This window comes from Nostoc sp., assembly GCF_036918015.1.
GTDB lineage: Bacteria > Cyanobacteriota > Cyanobacteriia > Cyanobacteriales > Nostocaceae > Nostoc.
Genome location: NZ_JBALEO010000074.1, coordinates 247,761 through 264,996, shown reverse-complemented (window position 1 = coordinate 264,996; position 17,236 = coordinate 247,761). Strand labels below are relative to the sequence as shown.

Here is a 17,236-nt window from a genome sequence, read left to right as displayed (position 1 = left end):
TTCCGCAAGTAAAAGAAGCTTTTACTTTCTCAAACCCCAGTTTACTTACTCATTTTGGTGTTTTCCGCAAGTAAAATAAGCTTTTGCTTTCTCAAAATAAGCTTTGACTTACTCAAACCTCAGTTTGCTTTCTGATTTTGGTGTTTTCTGCAAATAAAATGCCATTTCGCTTGTTTAAAATGGTTGATTTATCAGAGGATGTCTGAGAAGTATTAAATATTTGTTGATCCCCCCTAACCCCCCTTAAAAAAGCGTGTAGTCAAATTACCCCCCTTAATCCCCCCTTGTAAAGGGGGGAAACAATAAATCCAGTTCCCTCCCCTTTACAAGGGGAGGGTTAGGGTGGGGTAATTCAACTTGCCCATACGGTGGGGAGTATCAATTGACTAATTAACCCTAGTAAACTTAACCAAAATGTTGAATAATTGCGTCGGCAAATTCAGAACATTTTAAGGGTTCAACTGGCGGTTCTAGCAATCGGGCTAAATCGTAGGTGACTTGACTACTTGCGATCGCATCGCTTAAACCTTTCTTAATTAGGTCTGCGGCTTCTTGCCAACCCAGAAATTCCAGCATCATCACACCAGATAAAATCACTGAACCTGGATTAATCCGATCTAAGCCGGCGTGTTTGGGTGCAGTGCCGTGGGTAGCTTCAAATATGGCACTAGAATCACCAATATTTGCCCCTGGCCCCATTCCCAATCCCCCAACAATGGCGGCAGCAGCATCAGACAAGTAATCGCCGTTTAAGTTCATCGTCGCCAAAATCGAATATTCATCCGGTCTGGTTTGAATTTGTTGAAAAATACTGTCAGCAATCCGGTCATTCACCAAAACTTTCTCTTTCCATTTGCCATCGCCGTGGGTTGCCCAAATTGTGTTAAGAACAGTTTCAACTTCCTTGACAACTTGCGCTTTCTTGTCTGGAGTGAGATTATCAAACCCAGGCTCAATCTGGCGGGCGTTTTCTTCCAAGGAAATATTGGGATTTTTTTCCTTGTTACTCAAAATCCAGGATTCCTGTTCAGTGACAGTTTCTTGGCGAAATTCACTAGTTGCTAGTTCATAACCCCAATCGCGGAAAGCCCCTTCGGTGTACTTCATGATGTTGCCCTTATGCACCAAAGTCACCTGTTGCTTGTTTTTGGGCAATAGCAAGGCGTGTTTAATGGCACGTCTAACTAGGCGCTGAGAACCAGTTTTGCTGATGGGTTTGATGCCAATACCAGAATCAAGAGGGATGCGTTTTTTCCCATGTTCTGGGGTGGCGGGGATTAATTCTTCATTGAGAATTTTAATTAAGCGATCGCCGATTTCGCTACCTTGTCGCCACTCAATGCCTAAATAAATATCTTCTGTATTTTCCCGATAAACAATTACATCCAGCTTTTCGGGATTTTTGTGGGGTGAGGGCGTACCTGCATAGTAACGGCAAGGACGCACGCAAGCATACAAGTCAAAAATTTGCCGTAATGCCACATTTAAAGAACGAATTCCCCCCCCAATAGGAGTAGTCAAAGGCCCTTTAATAGCTACACCATATTCTTCAATTGCTGTAAGAGTGTCTTGAGGTAAATACTGATAAGTCCCGTATAAATCGCAAGCTTCGTCTCCAGCGTAAACCTTAAACCAGCTAATTTGACGTTGACCCTTATATGCTTTGGCTACAGCAGCATCGAGAACTTTTTGGGTAGCAGGCCAGATGTCTATACCTGTGCCGTCGCCGCGAATAAAGGGGATAATTGGATTGTCCGGTACGATTGGTTCACCATTTTTGAAGGTGATTTTTGCTCCGGCTGCGGGGGGGGTAATCTTTTCGTACATCATTCACACACTCCTAATCGATACGCTGCTATTCAAAAAATCTTTATGTGGCAGGCTTGTATATTTTGCTATGTCTTTTGTTCGCCAAGCCATAAGGCACAGATTTTCCCCCTATTCCCCTTGTACATTATTTGGGGATTAAGTGTGAGATTTCAGTGAAGCGATCGCAATTTTGTACGATCAAAAATAGTAAACTACTTTTCGCTATCAGTGCTTCACTTTAGAGAATGCCCGATAGCTTACCGCTCTTTCACTGACCGTTAACACAAGAATGGCATGACAGACCCAATGATTTTATCAGGCCCTGCAAATGACATCGACTCCCTCCGACAACCGTTAATCGCTGGGTCTGAAAAAGTCCAACAACAGATAATCCCACAGTTAGCTGAGTTGGGTAATGAGGGATTAGACGTGTTGATGGAATTTTTACTGAAACGACGTGAGAACCCAGCGACTTGGATTGATGGCAAAGCTTACCAAGTCCTTTACAGTTCTGATGCACCTCAAGTCAAAGAATTTTTGCGCTCCTGTTTTCCTGAAGGAATTGTACCTCTAAAATCAGAGTGCGGGATTAACTATAATTCTTTGCAACAGCTACTTGCTGTTCAAGACTTCCAAGCAGCCGATCGCGTCACCATCGAAAAAATGTGCGAACTATCAGGGCCAACGGCTGTACAACGAAAATGGTTGTACTTTACTGAGGTAGAAAATACCTCGGCTGTTGACTTGCAAACCATTAACAACCTCTGGTTAGTCCACTCCGAAGGTAAATTTGGTTTTTCAGTACAGCGAGAAATCTGGTTAAGTTTGGGTAAAAACTGGGAGAATTTCTGGCCGAAAATTGGCTGGAAAGCAGGTAACACCTGGACGCGATACCCTAACGAGTTTACTTGGGATTTGAGTGCGCCTAAAGGTCACTTACCCCTTTCTAATCAACTTCGGGGAGTACGAGTTTTTGCTTCTTTACTTTCTCACCCAGCTTGGTTGAAGAATCCAGACAAATGATTTTGAGTCTACGTACAAACAGATTATGATCAATCCCACCAAGCGAGAATTCTACGTCATCATTGAACGGGATGAAGATGGCTACTATGTCGGAGAAGTACCTCAGCTAAAAGCTTGTTACAGTCAGGGAGAAACAATTGATGAGTTGATGGCTAACATGAAAGAAGTAATTGAACTTTGTTTAGAGGATGTCTGAGGAGTCAGAAATGTCATGCTGTAGTCTGCGAGCGGAGTATGACTTAAAGAACCTAAAGGTGAGAAAGTTCGGCCCTGAACGAAATAGCTTTGGTAAGACAACAATTTGTTTAGAACCTGATGTTGGAGAGGTTTTTTCTAATACCGATGCCGTGAATGAGGCTCTAATATTTCTGATTAGAGTTGTGCAGGACAACCAAGTTTCTGCACTTACAAAGCAGCCTCACAGTTCCTCTAAAGGGGCTGATAAAATCCCCTAGTGCTGAATTGGAGGTTACTTAACCGCAGATCCCAAACTGAAAATATCAAATCAGATAATGGCAAACGTTCGTCTAGAAGATATTAAGCGTAGATTTAATAATGTCACTGCTATTGAGGATATTACCTTTGAAATTCCTGATGGCGAATTTTGGGTTTTAGTCGGGCCATCGGGTTGTGGTAAGTCTACAATTTTGCGAACGATCGCTGGTTTAGAAACCGCTACATCTGGCAAACTCTTTATTGGCGATCGCTTGGTAAATAATATCCCAGCCAGACAACGGGATGTGGCGATGGTGTTTCAAAACTACGCTCTCTATCCTCACATGAGTGTGGCGCAAAACATCGGCTTTGGCTTGGAAATGCGGAAGGTTGACCGAAAAATCATTCAAGAACGGGTGATGAATGTGGCGCGATCGCTTTCTCTGGATCACTTGCTGGATCGTAAACCCAAACAACTTTCCGGGGGACAGCAACAACGAGTAGCATTAGGTAGAGCGATCGCTCGTGAACCCCAAGTGTTTTTACTTGATGAACCTTTATCTAATTTAGATGCCCAACTGCGCGATGATACCAGGGCAGAATTGAAACAACTACATCAAGAATTAGGCATTACAACAATTTACGTCACCCACGATCAAGTTGAAGCCATGACTTTGGCTGATAAAATTGTCGTACTAAATCGCGGGCGGATTCAACAAATCGGCGATCCCCAAACTATTTATGCAAGTCCTGCTAATCAGATGGTGGCAACTTTTTTAGGCAGTCCACCAATGAATATTTTGCCTGCAATTTATCAAAATAATAGTTTTGATGTGAGTGGGCAGTTATTAGCAATTCCAGCAGACGTGAAAGAAAAATTACAGTTACGTCAAGGACACAGTTATGATTTGGGGATTCGTCCAGAGCATATAAAAATAAACACTGACTCAGAACAGGTTGAACAACAGCTATCCGATAACAGCACTCAAAACTCAGAATTATTATTAGTTGAAGTGAAAGTTGTAGAACCTTTGGGAAGAGAAACTTTGATTCGCGCTGGTTTACCTGGTTCGGCGGTGATGTTGAATATTCAGGTAGGCGGTGATGTGCGTCTTCGTCCAGGCGATCGGCTTTCTCTACAGCTCGATTTAAATTACTTGTTTGTATTTGATCCCAAAACTGGGGACAGAATTTTATAAGCGCTTCGGAGTGTAAAATATAATTGTTTTGTGTGCGATCGCTGTGATGGGGTGTAGGGGCAATCGCTGTAATTGGTGACGAGGGATAGGTTAGCGATCGCATCCAGAATCATCACCACACCACCGTTAATCCAATTTTTGACCGTAACTCTGACCTTGCGGATCGCGGTCATTTGTTAACCCAATAGCGAAAATTTGCTGTATCTCTTGCTGAGTAAGAACCTTGGCTAGTCCATGCCGATTTACTTTCACCTTTGGCCGCTACACCCCGTTAACTCTTAATTTTCAGGTTACAGCAGTGGGAAGTGTTTATATCCATAATCAGGATGAAATAATGATTCAATCACTACAAAAACTATTTACATTTGATGAATATTTAGAGTTTTTAGAAACACAACCGGAAAACATTCGTTATGAATTACACGATGGAGATATTATTAAAATGCCGCCACCATCAGGTAAACACGAGCAAATAGTAGCATTTTTAACAATAATGTTAGGGTATGAGTGTCTTCGTCTTAAACTTAATTACGGTATACCAAAAACCGCCACAGTGAAGCCAGAAAATAAAATGTCAGGGTACTATCCTGATGTTTTATTAATGAATTTTTCTAACTTGGGTAATGAACCATTATGGGAGAAACAATCTATTCTTAGTAAACCAGATTCAATTCCATTAGTGATTGAAGTGGTCAGTACTAACTGGAGAGATGATTATCATAAAAAGTTTGCTGACTATGAAGAAATGGGTATTCAAGAATATTGGATTGTGGATTATGCTGCTTTGGGTAGCAAAGAATTGATAGGCGACCCCAAACAGCCAACAATCACAATTTACTCTTTAAGTGATGAGGGTGAATATCGTGGGAAACAGTTTAGAGGAGACGATCGTATAGAGTCGCCAACATTTCCAGATTTAAATCTAACTGTTGAACAAATTTTTTCAGTACGTTATTGATAAACAGGCATTTCCCGACATTTCACCAAAAATACAAAACACCAAACAACTAAGAATGTTGATAAATACGCCGATGTTGCTCCTAAATCTAAGGAGGAACTTAAACCTATTACTAAAGAAAATAGTCAAATACATATAATTGTTACCCTGCTCACGAAAGGAGCAACGCTCGATGAATTTGATAATGAGAAAAGGAATATCGGAACCGGATGGGAAGGATCGCGAGCATTGTTCGGTAAATACATAAAACGTGTATGGGGATACGGGACTAAGCGTACTGTTGACCCGTCTGATCCTACTAACATAGATAAGTATGTGTTTCATTTACACTTACCCCCAGGACTTGATCAGCCTATATTTGATTTTAAGCGAGGAAAAAAATAAGAAGAAAGTATAATGTGGATGAAATGCCTGACGACCTCGATTAACTACCCAATACCCCACAATTCCCTTAACACCCCGTAGCGTCTCTTGTGACGATAGGGTTTGTTTTTGGTGCTTGGGTGCGAACCTATGATTAGTTGTAAAAAGAGAGTTTAAGTAAAAATACATAACGTTTTGAATGTTAGTACTTAATATTACAAGTCTTGTAAATAGTTTCTTAAACTGCCAGAAATAATCACAATTAACAATTTTTTGTAGCCAAAATCTAAGAAAATAAAAACGGCAATAGAGACTTAATGGATTGGCTGCAAAAACTTATATGACTATTAATCGACGTAATTTCTTGTTTTTATTCACAGCAGGTGTGGGTACTTTTGCATTAGATGCTTGTGCATCAGCAGAGACATCTCCTGAGAGAAACACTGCAATTCCTGAAACAACACCAAACACAATAGCAAATACAACACCAAATACAACAGGAGCTATCCAACTACCGCCTTTACCTTATGCCTACGAAGCACTGGAACCGCACATCGATGCTAAAACGATGCAATTTCACCACGACAAACATCACGCAACTTATGTGAAAAATCTGAATGCAGCCTTAGAAAAACATCCAGAACTCAAAGGTAAAACTATTGAAGAACTGTTGCAAAAAATTGACAATGTGCCACAAGATATTCGTAGAACAGTACGCAATAATGGCGGCGGTCATGTCAACCACTCAATGTTCTGGCAAATAATGAAGCCGAAAGGTGGTGGAGAACCAACAGGAAATATAGCCTCCGCAATTAATCAAAGTTTTGGCTCTTTTGCAGCCTTCAAAAAACAGTTTAACGAAGCTGGTGCTGGTCGTTTTGGTAGTGGTTGGGTTTGGCTAGTACGTAGCAAGGGTGGCAAGTTAGAAGTGACAACTACAGCTAATCAAGATACTCCCTTGAGTGCAGGTAAATATCCCATCCTGGGTAATGATGTATGGGAACACGCATATTATCTCAATTACCAGAATCGCCGTGCTGATTATTTAGATGCTTGGTGGAACGTGGTTAATTGGGATGAGATTAACAAGCGGTTTGCAGCAGCAAGCAAATTTGCCTGAAACCAGACAACAATTTAGGGTTATATGTGCTTAAAAATTGGCGACAGAATATTGTTTCTGTTGCCAGTTTTTTGATGTGATAATCTAACGCTCTCTTATTGGGAATTAGAGCTAATACTTTGTCCTTTTTCTCGCACTTGCGGCTCAAAGAGGCTTTTGAGTCGGTACACCTATAGCACGAGGAAAATTAGCTGGAGTGGTAGCTACCTTACGCAAATACACACAGTGACGGATGCTGTGACTTAGGGGTGTCGTAAATTGTTCGATTGATTCGATAACCCCACCCAACTGCTTCACAGCATTCTTTAAAGCAGATGTTTCATCCTCTGTCCAATTACCACGATAAATTATAGCTAAACCTCCCTGTTTGAGCAGTGGTAAGGTATATTCTGCACAGACAGAGGCTGCCCCTACAGCACGGATCAATGCAATATCATAAGCTAGTCGATGTTGGCGGTGCTGACCGATTTCTTCCGCTCTACCAACAAAAGTTTTGGCATTGGAAAGGGCAAGTTCACTTAATATATTGTCGAGAAAAGTAATTTTTTTCCGAGTGGAATCGAGAAGAGTAATTGGGCAATTAGTTACAGTAATTGCTACGGGAACACCCGGAAAACCCGCACCTGTACCAATATCGATGAGAGCAGGGGAAGCGGGGGAGAAATTTGCTGATAACAGGGGTGCAATTCCTCGCAGAGAATCCCAGAGATGTTTTTCCCAAAACTCTTGGGGTTCAACGATCCGAGTTAAATTTTGTTGGCGATTACCTTCTAGGATTAATTCATAAAGCTTTTGGAATTGCGCTTGCTGTTGAAGAGTTGGTTGCCAATTGAGAGTTTGCTGCCAGATTTCTGCCATTTCAGGCAATTTGTCATTTGTCATTTGTCATTTGTCATTTGTCACTTGTACTGAGTTTCGACTGCGCTCAACTACCGCGTTCGCGTAGCGTCTCGCAGAGAAGCCGTTGGCGCAGCCTCTCGTAGAGAAGTATTTGTCATGAAGCATTTAGCATAGTTATTCTCCTTCCTCCCCTGCTCCTCTGCTCCCCTGCTCCCCTGCTCCCCCTGCTCCCCTGCTCTCACACCGTTGGTAGAGGTTCTTTAACTTTGGATTCTAGTGACTTTGGGTCTACTGATTCTAGTTCGCCGTGGTTGAGTGTCCAGCAACGGTCTGCGATCGCTAACAGATCCCCAGCATCGTGTGTCACAATTAACAATGTCCAATCTTGTTTGAGTTTCGCTAATAAATTTACCAGTTGCCGACGCATTGACCAATCTAAACCAGCTGTGGGTTCATCCAATAACAGTAAATTGGGCTGGCGAATTAATTGGACTGCCAAAGCTAAACGTCGTTGCTGACCACCACTCAAAGCATGGGGAGCAGCAGAAAGCGATAAATGCTCTAATCCCACCTCACTTAGGGCCTGTCTGACTCGTTCTGACCCTAGCTCAGGATGTCCTAAACGCAATTCTTCTAAAATTGAACCACCGCAAAAGTGTCGCTCTGGAAACTGAAATACTAACCCAGCTAATTGTTGTAGCTGTTCGGCTATCAGTTCTTGTTCCCGCCAGAAGAGAGCGCCAGTAGTGGGTTCGGCTAGTCCCGACAAAATTTCTAGTAAGGTACTTTTACCCGAACCACTTGGGCCAATAATCAGACCTAGCTGCTGGGGTGCTAATTCTAAATTGATCGATTTGAGAATCGCTGTTGGGCACGCTGTGGGATGATAATTTACATTTCGGAGATAAAGCATTTGTTAAGATTACCAAAAAGTCAGCAAATTACTAATTAGCTACACTGAGAGTGTCTGCAAAATTCTAGAAAAAAATTTACAGCGCATTACCTGGATTAACACCTTAATTCAGCAGCAAGAATTATCCACTTTTTCTCCATTGTGGCAGACTAGCCTGAAATAATGGCTAGAGCAAGCCTGGAAACATGGAAAGATTACCAATATATAAGAAAATTTTGGTTGAAGCAAAGGCAAGTTGAAATTAACCATTTTTGCATTCTAAGTAACACATACAACTATTTCAACCGCAATTATTCTGAGGGTTAAAATGACTAAAAGGTTTTCTTCGCCTCGATTAATAGTGTCTGCTCAACTCACTACCTTTGCTCAGACTGCTTTTGCAGTTGCGATCGCCTTTGGTGTTGCCCCTTGGGCAATCGCACTTAATATCTGGGTAAATCCCTCCCTGGCTGGCGATCCATTTCGCGATCGCGAACCTCATCAAATTGGCGACCAAACAGAAGCAGCTTTTAAAGCAATTTTCCAACAGGGCAACTATCCAGCAGCAGATCGTTATCTGGAACAAGCATTATCCAAAGAGCCAAATGAACCTCTAGCCTATGCTATGAAGGCATCTTTAGCATACGGAAATAAAGATTGGGCTAAACTTGACACATATAGTCAGAAAACTCTAGAAACAGGACAAAAACTGATTCCTAGCGATCCATTGCGTGGTAATTTATACACTGCTGTTGGTCATTTTTTAGAAGGTGCAGTAGTTATCACCCGTGAGGGTACAGTCAACGGTGTACCACAAGCTTTTAGTCGGTTGCGACAAGTTTATGAATATTTAGACAAAGCCGAAGCAATTTCTGCCAACGATCCAGAACTGAATTTAATCAAGGGTTATATGGATTTATTATTGGCGGTTAATTTGCCTTTTGCTAGTCCAGATCAGGCAATTGGACGCTTAGAAAAAAATGCTGCTCCTGGGTATCTCGTGGATCGGGGTATTGCTCTTGCTTACCGGGATTTAAAAAGGTATCCACAGGCACTAGAATATGTCAACCGGGCGATCAAAACGACATCTGATAATCCAGAAATTTATTATCTTAAAGCTCAAATCCTTAAACAACTGGGGCAAAAAGAAAAAAGCCAGCAGATAATCCAGGAAGCGATCGCTAATTTTGACAAAGCATTGAGTAAAAAATCTCAACTCCCAGGCGATTTAGTCAAACAAATTGAGCGTGAACGCAGAAGTGCTGTTAGCTTGAAGAATCCTTAACACCCATTCCCCACTCTCCACTCCCTACTTTGATATGCTTATTTGCAGAAGTGTACTTGAGATATTAGACCAAAATGGAGATTCAGTTCCGCGAAATTAATCCTTTTGATATGTGGATTTGGCTGAAATTCAGCACAAATCCTTCTGCGCGTGAAAAGCAGTATGTAGAAGAAGTCTTCAATTCCTGGTTTTATCTGGGTAAATTGGGTGCATTTAATGCAGAAAATCTCCAGGTGCAGGACACTGGACTGGATATCAGTTACATGAATTATGATGAACAAGGCTATGACAAAAGCCTACTAGCACTGATGCACAACATTGGTGAGTTTGAATATGAGGGACAGTGGGGGCGTTGTTGGTTTGATTTAGGAACCAGTGATGCGATCGCTCTGGATATTTTAATCAACGCCCTCAGCCAGCTAAGTCAGGAATATGTAACCATTGAAGAATTGTACATCGGTGGTGAAAATCCAGATTGGCCTATTGAGGATAGCGAAAGTCGTCCTCAGTCTATTTATGATAATTAGTTATAAAAATGAGTAAAGCAGGTGAAATTCGGGTAATAGCCTTGGGGTTAATTCGGAATGGCAATGGCTCCGCCAACGCCAAGGGCGATCGCATATTTCTTTCTGAAGGCTACGATCCCGTAAAACAAGAAACATTTTATCGTGCTTTAGGCGGTGGTGTTGAATTTGGCGAAACCAGCCGCGCCGCCTTAGAACGGGAATTTCAAGAGGAAATTCAAGCAGAGTTAACGAATATTAAATATCTAGGTTGTATAGAGAACCTGTTTACATTTAATGGTAGGCAAGGTCATGAAATTATTCAGCTTTATCAATGTGACTTTGCTGATTCTAAATTTTATCAACTGGAAAGTTTAGTTTTTTCCGAATCACCACATCATAAACATAGAGCATTATGGATAGATATATCTCGTTTGAAATCTGGGGAATTCAGATTAGTACCTGAAGTATTTTTTGAATATTTATAAATTATCTGGAAATCGCACTCAACAAAGACACAATATACTGATTGAGACTAACGCCTTCCCGTTCAGAAGTCTCAGCTAAACGTCGATGTAAAGATTTCGGCATCCGTAGTAGCAGTTTCCCACTATAGTTATCATTACTACTTGGTAAAGGAATCTCATCGCCAGCTTCATAAGCTGTTTCAATCCACAATTCTCGCGCTTCATTGAGATTTGCCACTGTCTCTTCAAGGGTTTCACCTTGGGTAAGACATCCAGGTAAATCTTTAATTTGAGCTACATATCCCCCCTCTGGGTCGGGGTAAAGTGTTACAGGGTACTGAAGATTTAAATAATATTCTAAGGACGGTTTCTCAATCTGCTGGTTCTTCTGGTTCAGTGTCTTCATCAATCCACTCTTCTAAATTTAATAGTTCAACTATTTGCTGTACATAAACTCCTTTAACTTTTTGCCCTCCTGTTTTGGGTACAGTGATGGTTTTACCTTGGGAGTCTCGGAAGCTATGATGGCTACCCTTAGACCTTTTCTCTTCAAAACCAAAAGCTTCCAATAGATAGTAAACTTCCTAAAACCGCACTTCTGGAGGTCGTTTTAGGAACTGATCTACTAATTTTCTTAATCTGCTCATTCAAAAATGATACTATATATAGTATCAAAATTTTGAGAGATAAAAAAGCGATCGCTCTAATTAACAGCAATCTATATTAATTCTGCTTTAGATTTTGCCACACTTCTTGCACGGTATTCAGCCATTGCCTCGGCTGCAAGTTTGGCAAGTATGTCTGGAGAACGGGCAAAAGCTTCATCCCAAAATTGTTCATCTTCTAGTTCTGCCAAAATCATCGCTGCTATCGCATCTTGTTCATTGGCAGGCAAATTTTTTAGTTTAGCGATCGCTTGTTCAAGTAGCTCAGTCATAGCTGTTAGTTATTACGAAAGTCATACTATAAATTATCTCTGCTTGCACTTAGTTGGGGTTGTTAGGGTGCGATCGCTCTATAGCCGAAGAGTAGGTTTGAGTACGAGCAAGCAATCTCTCTCAATAGCACTAAGAGAGTTTGAGACAGTTCTACAATAAAAGCAAAGACGTTGAGGTTGAACTAACCTAATGGGTGTACCTGAAACAAACCCAAAGATACCAATGCTTTCACCAAGCCTCTACGAAACTGATTTTTACGCTTGGACACAGGAGCAAGTAACTTTACTTCGCAATGAGCAGTGGAGTCAGATTGATCTGCACAATCTGATTGAGGAGATTCAATCTTTGGGTAAACAGCAACGTCAAGAACTGCGAAACCGTCTGAGTGTGCTGATTGGACATTTACTAAAATGGCAATATCAGTCAGGGCGTCGTAGCCGTAGCTGGTTATCAACACTTCGGATTCAACGCTTAGATATTGCTGAACTGCTCGAAGACAATCCTAGCTTAAAGCCCTACCTTGAAGAAGCACTTCGCAAAGCCTACCTTAAAGGTGTCGAATTAGCTGTTGGAGAAACAGATTTGCCCAAACGGACTTTTCCGGTAGAGTGTCCTTACAGTTTGTCAGAGATTGTGGACTATGATTTCTACCCCGGTGAACCAAGCAAGTTAGTGGATGAATCAGAGCAGTAATTTGAAATTACAGCAGTAAAGCGATCGCTTTTATGTCCAGTCTTCTGTGCGTAAACCCACAATTTGTCCAAAATCAGAGGAATTACGAGTCAATAGAATGGCTTGATTTACTAGGGCGATCGCAGCAATTTTCAAATCCATTGTGCCAAGTCTTGGATACGCCTTTTTTAGACGTTGGAATTCTTGAGCTACTGGTTCATCAAATTCTAGAATTGGGATAGCACAGTAATTGGTTCGTTGCCTATTTAACTGTTTGTAGGCTGCAACTTGTGCTTCAACAGTTTGAGCTTTTTTTATATAACTCAACCACCCTCGCATTTGCTATTCGTAGCTAATGATTGTTGCTGCAACCTCATTCGGATTGACATTTGCCAACTGCATGAGAAGACGTTGTGCCCCTGCTCCTCTACGTTCCAAAACGCTGAGATGATCGGTATCAAAAACGTACATTTATATATCGTGTGGTTCTACAGAATTTGAGAGCAGGGATTCACGATATTCGCGCCCTAGTTGCATAGCTTCATCATAAGCTGAGTTATCAGTAAATGTTCCAGCAATCTTTTCCCACCAAGGTATTGTCGGTGAGGAAACAACCTCCAATTTACTTTTGAGGCGTGCAACTTCTGCCTCTAGAATCGCTACTCTTTCTTCTAATTTTCCCGATATTGTTGACATAACTTACTTATCTTCGAGATATTTCACAACTAACTATTGCTATGATCGCATCTTGTTCATTGGCAGACAAGGTTTTTAGTTTGGCGATCGCTTCTTCGAGTAGCTCAGTCATGGCTGTCAATCGTTACGAAAGTCATATATAGATTATCTCTGTTTGCACTCTGTTGGGGTTGCTAGGGTGCGATCAATTAGAGTGAGAGCAAAGCGCGATCGCTCTCAACAGCAGAATTCATAGGGTTTAAGTAGCAATGTTTAATTTCCTAAGCTAAGGCCAATTTCTTTATGTGTGTTGCAGAACAATAAAGACTCCAATATTTTTAACTTCTGTTCTGGCAATCTAAAATGTAATCTTTTGTCTGCCTTTAGCATAACTTTGCTATCAGTTTACTATTCTTGCACAGTCAGGCCATTGCTTTTTGTGTTGTAAGGTAAAAAGCAATTGTATTGTCTTATAAAACTAAATTAAAAATGGTAGTCTTTTAAGATACTACTTACTTAGCATCTGGCAGGTACGCTGAGGAAATTCTGTAATTGTTCTTTTATATAGAACTTTAGGAGATAAGTATATGCCTAAACAAAACCGATTCCTCCGCTCTAAGCGTCTTCGCGCCCTATTATGGTATGGCGCTGGTGGTAAATGTCCAAGATGCGGCTGCCAGTTGCTAGACGACTTTGCTGCTGACCATGTGATTCCTTACTCTATCAGCAAGCAAACCAATTTTCACCAAATGCAAGCATTATGTCACAAATGTAATAGGGAGAAAGGTGCGATGCAATTGAGAAAACACCAAACTGATATGCTGCAAATTTGTGAACAAATTAAAGCTGAAGTCAGCAGCGTTAGGACAATTATTGTCAGCGTCACTCCAGGAGGTGGGAAAAGTTTTTTACCAGTAATTGCTGCCGCTCGTTTAATTCCAACTGTAGCTGATGCCATCTGTTGGATTGCGCCGCGTCAGTCATTACAGAAACAGGCTGAAGAGGCTTTTGCAGATGGTAGATTGAGGAATTTTTTGAAGCACAATCATATTATTCGCTCTGCTACTAATGAACATAACCCATGTCGTGGTCTTTCTGGCTATGTTACAACTTATCAAGCCTTGAGTTTTGATCGAGGTACTCGCATTAACGCTCAAGAATTTGCTACTAAGCGATATATTTTATTTTTAGATGAAGTTCATCATGCTGAACTGGATAGCGCCACCCATGAAGCAATTCAACCTCTGGTAGATCGGGCAGAAGTTGTAATTTTAGGAAGTGGCACTTATGAACGTGGTAACAGCCAGCCTATTGCATTTTTACCTTATCAAAAAGTTCAGGGTGGAATCACTCTCAACCTTGAAAATTTGAGCGATCCTAAAATTGCTGTAATTCGGTATACCCGCCGGGATGCTTTGGTTGAACATGCTATTATTCCTTTGCATTTCCAACTTCTTGATTGTCGCGCTGAATGGATAGACAAGGAAGGAGAAGCTCGGACAATCGACAGTTTGGCAGAAGCTGGAGATGACAGTGGGGATGGTTTGCATACCGCTTTAAATACTGAGTATGCTTTTGAGTTATTGAGGCGCTGTCTTGATGACTGGCAAGCTCATAGACAGTTAAATGGACGAGCCAGGATGCTAGTAGTAGCCGCCAACATTTCCAATGCAAAGCGTTTCCTGGAGTGGCTTAAAGACATGAATGTTATGGCTGCTATCGCTACGAGTTCTGATACCAAAGAAGCAAAGAAAGCAATTGAACGTTTCAAAACTCACGGTAAAAATTCTGTAGATATTTTAGTAACAGTGGCAATGGCATACGAGGGTTTAGATGTACCTGCTGTAACCCATATTGCTTGTTTGACCCATATTAGAAGTACTCCTTGGATTGAGCAAATGGTAACGCGGGCTGCACGTGTTGATCGTGGTTCAGGCTCTCTAATCTATGAACACCAGTTGGGATATATTTACGCTCCAGACGATCAATTATTTCAAGATTGTATTGCTAGTATTCAGGTGGAACAAGAACCGTTTTTAAGAGAACAACAAGAAAAACTTAGGAATCAATCATCTGACTCTGGTAATGAACAAAACGAATCTAAGTTAACTATTAATGACATCATCCCTTTAGCTTCTGCCGCAACTCGTGAAAGAGCAAGTGGTATCAATGGGGAAGCTCTGGACTACCAAGAAACTCAGCGTCTTATGGCAGCAATGGCAGGAGTTGGATGTGTTGGTATTAGTCCAATCCAGTTCAAAAAAGCAATGGAAATTTATCAGTCTTCTCAACCAGTGGGTGATCCTTATGGTATTACTGAGTCCAACGTTTTGACTTCTAGTGGAATTGAAGAGAAACTCAGGCAGTCCATTGAGAACCACAATCGGAAGTATGAATATCAAAATCAGCAACCGTATGGAAGCATTAATAAAGAAATTAAGAAAAGATTCGGCAGACCCCGTGAGGAAATGACTATAGAGGAATTAAAGCGGGTCTGGGCATGGATTCAGCAAAATTATTCTATTGACCCATAGCGTAACATGACCAAAAAATATTATATAGTACTATAGTACTATTACTCTTTGCATTTTGCCTTTTCCTAACTCTAGAGAAAGTGACTGTGATGCAGGGACTTTGCTAATCTAGCTAACCTAGAAATGTGATGATTTGTAGAACACCTGTGAAATCTAATGTTTCCAAGGTAAGAACACTAACGGTTGGCGACCCTGGGAATCTTGCGGCTCCTCCAGGTTCTCAGCCTTGGGCGATCGCAGTGCGATTGCAAATACAATCTCTGTTGAAGGACAATGCAAGCAGTGTCAAACATCTACGAACTTGGCTCAAGGGCATAGAGGAACACGCTGGATATCGTCAGCTGATAGATGAGAACGGTCAACCATTCCCCTCTTATGGTTCATTCTGCAATGCTAAACCACCTTGGGGTCTTGGCTACCCTCCAGAAGTAATTGACCAGATTCTCAAGGAACTGGAATCAGTTCAAGCAAAGCAGATTCAAGGAGAAGAACAGCAACCTAATAGTTGGGGCAATTTAGAGGGTTATTTGCAAAGGTTTTCTAAACTGGCTAAAAATTGTGCAGATAATCAACCTATTAATGTAAGTAAAATCGGCGAAGTGTTGCATATTGTTTCTAGCAAAGCTCACATCTGGAGGAAGCGATGGCTCGATCTAGGGTGGATTGAACCATTATCAAGTAAAAGAGATGGCTATTACCAGATCACGCAGGAAGGAAGAAGACTGGTACAAAATTGGTTAGAAAAAGAGCCATCCAATGATACAAACTATAAATTATGGCTAACGATTCCTCGCTGCAATTCCAAAAAAGCGGCAGAGGAACTAATTAAATCTTTAGATGTTGATCAACTGAGAGAACTTTATAATCATATAGGAAAATCATTGAATCAACAGTCCATTGACACTACAAATTGTCATGATGAAACTAGCCACTCCTAACAGAATACCTTAAACTCAAATTGCTGGTATCGTTACCTTTATGTTTAACTTGGAATTACCGCTTGCTCCAGCGTCAATCATCTTTATAAACTTCTCTACGATGCCCTACTCTGACAACAGTTACGACTAGAACATCATCATAAATATGATACAAAATCCGATAATCTCCTACCCTAATGCGATAACCATTTTCACCATTTTTTAATTTACCAACACCATCAGGGCGAGGCTCAAGAGCTAATTGTTGAATTTTGCTTTCTAGTCTTTCTTGAATATCTACGGGTAACTTTTTGAGTTGTTTAGATGCACTTTTAGAAATTTATACTTGGTAGCTCATGCATTTTTTTGCTGATGTTCTGACCAAGTTAAAGTACCATTTTCTGCAATATCTTTTAATCCCTCTTCAAAGTCTCTTTCGTCGGACTCGTCTTCCTGCTTACGGATTTTTAACAGTGATAAAATCTCTTGTAATGTATCCTCATAAGCCAGTTCTAATTGTTCATTAATAGCCTTGATTAACGCTTGTTTTTTAGTTGTAGTTTCCATGTTTCCACTCTTTTCAACTGCTCGTCATTGTCTATGCTT

At 41.0% G+C, this 17,236-nt stretch carries 22 protein-coding genes and 1 pseudogene; 11 read left to right on the top strand and 12 right to left on the bottom strand.

Features of this window, described 5'->3' with window-relative positions:
• Window positions 1-405: 405 nt before the first annotated feature.
• Window positions 406-1,827, bottom strand: coding sequence for an NADP-dependent isocitrate dehydrogenase (locus V7K61_RS21460; protein ID WP_335056353.1), 1,422 nt, complete (start codon window positions 1,825-1,827; stop codon window positions 406-408).
• A 276-nt stretch (window positions 1,828-2,103) separates the two neighbouring features.
• Between V7K61_RS21460 and V7K61_RS21455 the strand changes: the two genes are divergently transcribed.
• From V7K61_RS21455 to V7K61_RS21445, 3 genes are all read left to right on the top strand, one after another.
• Window positions 2,104-2,832, top strand: a complete 729-nt coding sequence (locus tag V7K61_RS21455) for a GUN4 domain-containing protein (protein WP_335056307.1) — start codon at window positions 2,104-2,106, stop codon at window positions 2,830-2,832.
• Window positions 2,833-2,857: 25 nt separating this feature from the next.
• Window positions 2,858-3,028, top strand: a complete 171-nt coding sequence (locus V7K61_RS21450) for a type II toxin-antitoxin system HicB family antitoxin (protein WP_335056305.1) — start codon at window positions 2,858-2,860, stop codon at window positions 3,026-3,028.
• 316 nt (window positions 3,029-3,344) lie between these two features.
• Window positions 3,345-4,466, top strand: coding sequence for an ABC transporter ATP-binding protein (locus tag V7K61_RS21445; protein WP_335056303.1), 1,122 nt, complete (start codon window positions 3,345-3,347; stop codon window positions 4,464-4,466).
• On the opposite strand, the gene V7K61_RS21440 is transcribed toward V7K61_RS21445, so the two are convergent.
• Window positions 4,421-4,639 (bottom strand): hypothetical protein, encoded by a 219-nt coding sequence (locus V7K61_RS21440; RefSeq protein WP_335056301.1) that lies wholly within the window; start codon window positions 4,637-4,639, stop codon window positions 4,421-4,423. The genes V7K61_RS21445 and V7K61_RS21440 overlap by 46 nt on opposite strands.
• Window positions 4,640-4,800: 161 nt before the next feature.
• Between V7K61_RS21440 and V7K61_RS21435 the strand changes: the two genes are divergently transcribed.
• Both V7K61_RS21435 and V7K61_RS21430 read left to right on the top strand, forming a co-directional pair.
• Window positions 4,801-5,424 carry a Uma2 family endonuclease gene (locus V7K61_RS21435; protein WP_335056350.1) on the top strand — a complete coding sequence of 208 codons (624 nt, stop codon included), beginning with the start codon at window positions 4,801-4,803 and terminating at the stop codon, window positions 5,422-5,424.
• Window positions 5,425-6,127: 703 nt separating this feature from the next.
• On the top strand, window positions 6,128-6,907 hold the full coding sequence (locus V7K61_RS21430) for a superoxide dismutase (protein WP_335056299.1): 780 nt from the start codon (window positions 6,128-6,130) through the stop codon (window positions 6,905-6,907).
• 144 nt (window positions 6,908-7,051) lie between these two features.
• On the opposite strand, the gene rsmG is transcribed toward V7K61_RS21430, so the two are convergent.
• Together rsmG and V7K61_RS21420 are read right to left on the bottom strand one after the other, a co-directional pair.
• On the bottom strand, window positions 7,052-7,789 hold the full coding sequence (gene rsmG / locus V7K61_RS21425) for a 16S rRNA (guanine(527)-N(7))-methyltransferase RsmG (RefSeq protein WP_335056297.1): 738 nt from the start codon (window positions 7,787-7,789) through the stop codon (window positions 7,052-7,054).
• Between the two features lie 196 nt (window positions 7,790-7,985).
• Complete coding sequence (locus V7K61_RS21420; protein ID WP_094353410.1) at window positions 7,986-8,660, bottom strand: ABC transporter ATP-binding protein; 675 nt, start codon at window positions 8,658-8,660, stop codon at window positions 7,986-7,988.
• A gap of 307 nt (window positions 8,661-8,967) precedes the next feature.
• Between V7K61_RS21420 and V7K61_RS21415 the strand changes: the two genes are divergently transcribed.
• From V7K61_RS21415 to V7K61_RS21405, 3 genes are all read left to right on the top strand, one after another.
• Window positions 8,968-9,924, top strand: coding sequence for a Sll0314/Alr1548 family TPR repeat-containing protein (locus tag V7K61_RS21415; RefSeq protein WP_335056295.1), 957 nt, complete (start codon window positions 8,968-8,970; stop codon window positions 9,922-9,924).
• Between the two features lie 74 nt (window positions 9,925-9,998).
• On the top strand, window positions 9,999-10,451 hold the full coding sequence (locus V7K61_RS21410; protein ID WP_190897349.1) for a DUF3531 family protein: 453 nt from the start codon (window positions 9,999-10,001) through the stop codon (window positions 10,449-10,451).
• Window positions 10,452-10,459: 8 nt separating this feature from the next.
• Window positions 10,460-10,915 carry an NUDIX hydrolase gene (locus V7K61_RS21405; protein WP_335056293.1) on the top strand — a complete coding sequence of 152 codons (456 nt, stop codon included), beginning with the start codon at window positions 10,460-10,462 and terminating at the stop codon, window positions 10,913-10,915.
• Window position 10,916: 1 nt separating this feature from the next.
• Here V7K61_RS21405 and V7K61_RS21400 read toward each other — a convergent pair whose 3' ends face one another.
• From V7K61_RS21400 to V7K61_RS21390, 3 genes and pseudogenes are all read right to left on the bottom strand, one after another.
• A complete protein-coding gene (locus V7K61_RS21400; protein ID WP_335056291.1) occupies window positions 10,917-11,300 on the bottom strand; it encodes a type II toxin-antitoxin system HicB family antitoxin in 384 nt (127 codons plus the stop codon).
• Window positions 11,266-11,466, bottom strand: a pseudogene (locus tag V7K61_RS21395) (type II toxin-antitoxin system HicA family toxin); the annotation flags it as partial. The gene V7K61_RS21400 and the pseudogene V7K61_RS21395, both read right to left, overlap by 35 nt.
• Window positions 11,467-11,612: 146 nt before the next feature.
• The gene (locus tag V7K61_RS21390; protein WP_335056289.1) at window positions 11,613-11,831 is read right to left on the bottom strand and encodes a hypothetical protein; all 219 of its coding nucleotides are present in this window, start codon (window positions 11,829-11,831) and stop codon (window positions 11,613-11,615) included.
• Between the two features lie 223 nt (window positions 11,832-12,054).
• Here V7K61_RS21390 and V7K61_RS21385 point away from each other — a divergent pair, with 223 nt between their 5' ends.
• Window positions 12,055-12,525: a DUF29 domain-containing protein gene (locus V7K61_RS21385; protein ID WP_335056287.1), complete on the top strand. Its 471-nt coding sequence runs from the start codon at window positions 12,055-12,057 to the stop codon at window positions 12,523-12,525.
• Between the two features lie 30 nt (window positions 12,526-12,555).
• Here the strand turns inward: V7K61_RS21385 and V7K61_RS21380 are convergent, their stop codons facing one another.
• The 3 genes from V7K61_RS21380 to V7K61_RS21370 are packed head-to-tail and all read right to left on the bottom strand — an operon-like array spanning window position 12,556 to window position 13,200.
• Window positions 12,556-12,843 carry a type II toxin-antitoxin system VapC family toxin gene (locus tag V7K61_RS21380; protein WP_335056285.1) on the bottom strand — a complete coding sequence of 96 codons (288 nt, stop codon included), beginning with the start codon at window positions 12,841-12,843 and terminating at the stop codon, window positions 12,556-12,558.
• Between the two features lie 3 nt (window positions 12,844-12,846).
• Window positions 12,847-12,975: a hypothetical protein gene (locus tag V7K61_RS21375; protein WP_335056283.1), complete on the bottom strand. Its 129-nt coding sequence runs from the start codon at window positions 12,973-12,975 to the stop codon at window positions 12,847-12,849.
• Window positions 12,976-13,200, bottom strand: a complete 225-nt coding sequence (locus tag V7K61_RS21370; protein WP_335056281.1) for a hypothetical protein — start codon at window positions 13,198-13,200, stop codon at window positions 12,976-12,978. It abuts the gene before it with no gap.
• Between the two features lie 566 nt (window positions 13,201-13,766).
• Here V7K61_RS21370 and V7K61_RS21365 point away from each other — a divergent pair.
• Entirely contained in the window at window positions 13,767-15,713 is a 1,947-nt protein-coding gene (locus tag V7K61_RS21365; protein ID WP_335056279.1) for a DEAD/DEAH box helicase family protein, read from the top strand.
• A 146-nt stretch (window positions 15,714-15,859) separates the two neighbouring features.
• Window positions 15,860-16,651, top strand: coding sequence for a hypothetical protein (locus tag V7K61_RS21360; protein WP_335056277.1), 792 nt, complete (start codon window positions 15,860-15,862; stop codon window positions 16,649-16,651).
• Between the two features lie 73 nt (window positions 16,652-16,724).
• Here V7K61_RS21360 and V7K61_RS21355 read toward each other — a convergent pair whose 3' ends face one another.
• Together V7K61_RS21355 and V7K61_RS21350 are read right to left on the bottom strand one after the other, a co-directional pair.
• Complete coding sequence (locus tag V7K61_RS21355; RefSeq protein ID WP_335056348.1) at window positions 16,725-16,970, bottom strand: type II toxin-antitoxin system RelE family toxin; 246 nt, start codon at window positions 16,968-16,970, stop codon at window positions 16,725-16,727.
• Window positions 16,971-16,984: 14 nt separating this feature from the next.
• Entirely contained in the window at window positions 16,985-17,197 is a 213-nt protein-coding gene (locus V7K61_RS21350; protein WP_335056275.1) for a hypothetical protein, read from the bottom strand.
• Window positions 17,198-17,236: the final 39 nt, after the last annotated feature.

Excerpts from the sequence above, each read along its gene's own strand:
- V7K61_RS21460 (WP_335056353.1), bottom strand. The coding sequence starts at position 1,827 with ATGTACGAAAAGATTACCCCCCCCGCAGCCGGAGCAAAAATCACCTTC.
- V7K61_RS21455 (WP_335056307.1), top strand. The coding sequence starts at position 2,104 with ATGACAGACCCAATGATTTTATCAGGCCCTGCAAATGACATCGACTCC.
- V7K61_RS21450 (WP_335056305.1), top strand. The coding sequence starts at position 2,858 with ATGATCAATCCCACCAAGCGAGAATTCTACGTCATCATTGAACGGGAT.
- V7K61_RS21445 (WP_335056303.1), top strand. The coding sequence starts at position 3,345 with ATGGCAAACGTTCGTCTAGAAGATATTAAGCGTAGATTTAATAATGTC.
- V7K61_RS21440 (WP_335056301.1), bottom strand. The coding sequence starts at position 4,639 with ATGACCGCGATCCGCAAGGTCAGAGTTACGGTCAAAAATTGGATTAAC.
- V7K61_RS21435 (WP_335056350.1), top strand. The coding sequence starts at position 4,801 with ATGATTCAATCACTACAAAAACTATTTACATTTGATGAATATTTAGAG.
- V7K61_RS21430 (WP_335056299.1), top strand. The coding sequence starts at position 6,128 with ATGACTATTAATCGACGTAATTTCTTGTTTTTATTCACAGCAGGTGTG.
- rsmG (WP_335056297.1), bottom strand. The coding sequence starts at position 7,789 with ATGACAAATGACAAATTGCCTGAAATGGCAGAAATCTGGCAGCAAACT.
- V7K61_RS21420 (WP_094353410.1), bottom strand. The coding sequence starts at position 8,660 with ATGCTTTATCTCCGAAATGTAAATTATCATCCCACAGCGTGCCCAACA.
- V7K61_RS21415 (WP_335056295.1), top strand. The coding sequence starts at position 8,968 with ATGACTAAAAGGTTTTCTTCGCCTCGATTAATAGTGTCTGCTCAACTC.
- V7K61_RS21410 (WP_190897349.1), top strand. The coding sequence starts at position 9,999 with ATGGAGATTCAGTTCCGCGAAATTAATCCTTTTGATATGTGGATTTGG.
- V7K61_RS21405 (WP_335056293.1), top strand. The coding sequence starts at position 10,460 with ATGAGTAAAGCAGGTGAAATTCGGGTAATAGCCTTGGGGTTAATTCGG.
- V7K61_RS21400 (WP_335056291.1), bottom strand. The coding sequence starts at position 11,300 with ATGAAGACACTGAACCAGAAGAACCAGCAGATTGAGAAACCGTCCTTA.
- V7K61_RS21390 (WP_335056289.1), bottom strand. The coding sequence starts at position 11,831 with ATGACTGAGCTACTTGAACAAGCGATCGCTAAACTAAAAAATTTGCCT.
- V7K61_RS21385 (WP_335056287.1), top strand. The coding sequence starts at position 12,055 with ATGCTTTCACCAAGCCTCTACGAAACTGATTTTTACGCTTGGACACAG.
- V7K61_RS21380 (WP_335056285.1), bottom strand. The coding sequence starts at position 12,843 with ATGCGAGGGTGGTTGAGTTATATAAAAAAAGCTCAAACTGTTGAAGCA.
- V7K61_RS21375 (WP_335056283.1), bottom strand. The coding sequence starts at position 12,975 with ATGTACGTTTTTGATACCGATCATCTCAGCGTTTTGGAACGTAGAGGA.
- V7K61_RS21370 (WP_335056281.1), bottom strand. The coding sequence starts at position 13,200 with ATGTCAACAATATCGGGAAAATTAGAAGAAAGAGTAGCGATTCTAGAG.
- V7K61_RS21365 (WP_335056279.1), top strand. The coding sequence starts at position 13,767 with ATGCCTAAACAAAACCGATTCCTCCGCTCTAAGCGTCTTCGCGCCCTA.
- V7K61_RS21350 (WP_335056275.1), bottom strand. The coding sequence starts at position 17,197 with ATGGAAACTACAACTAAAAAACAAGCGTTAATCAAGGCTATTAATGAA.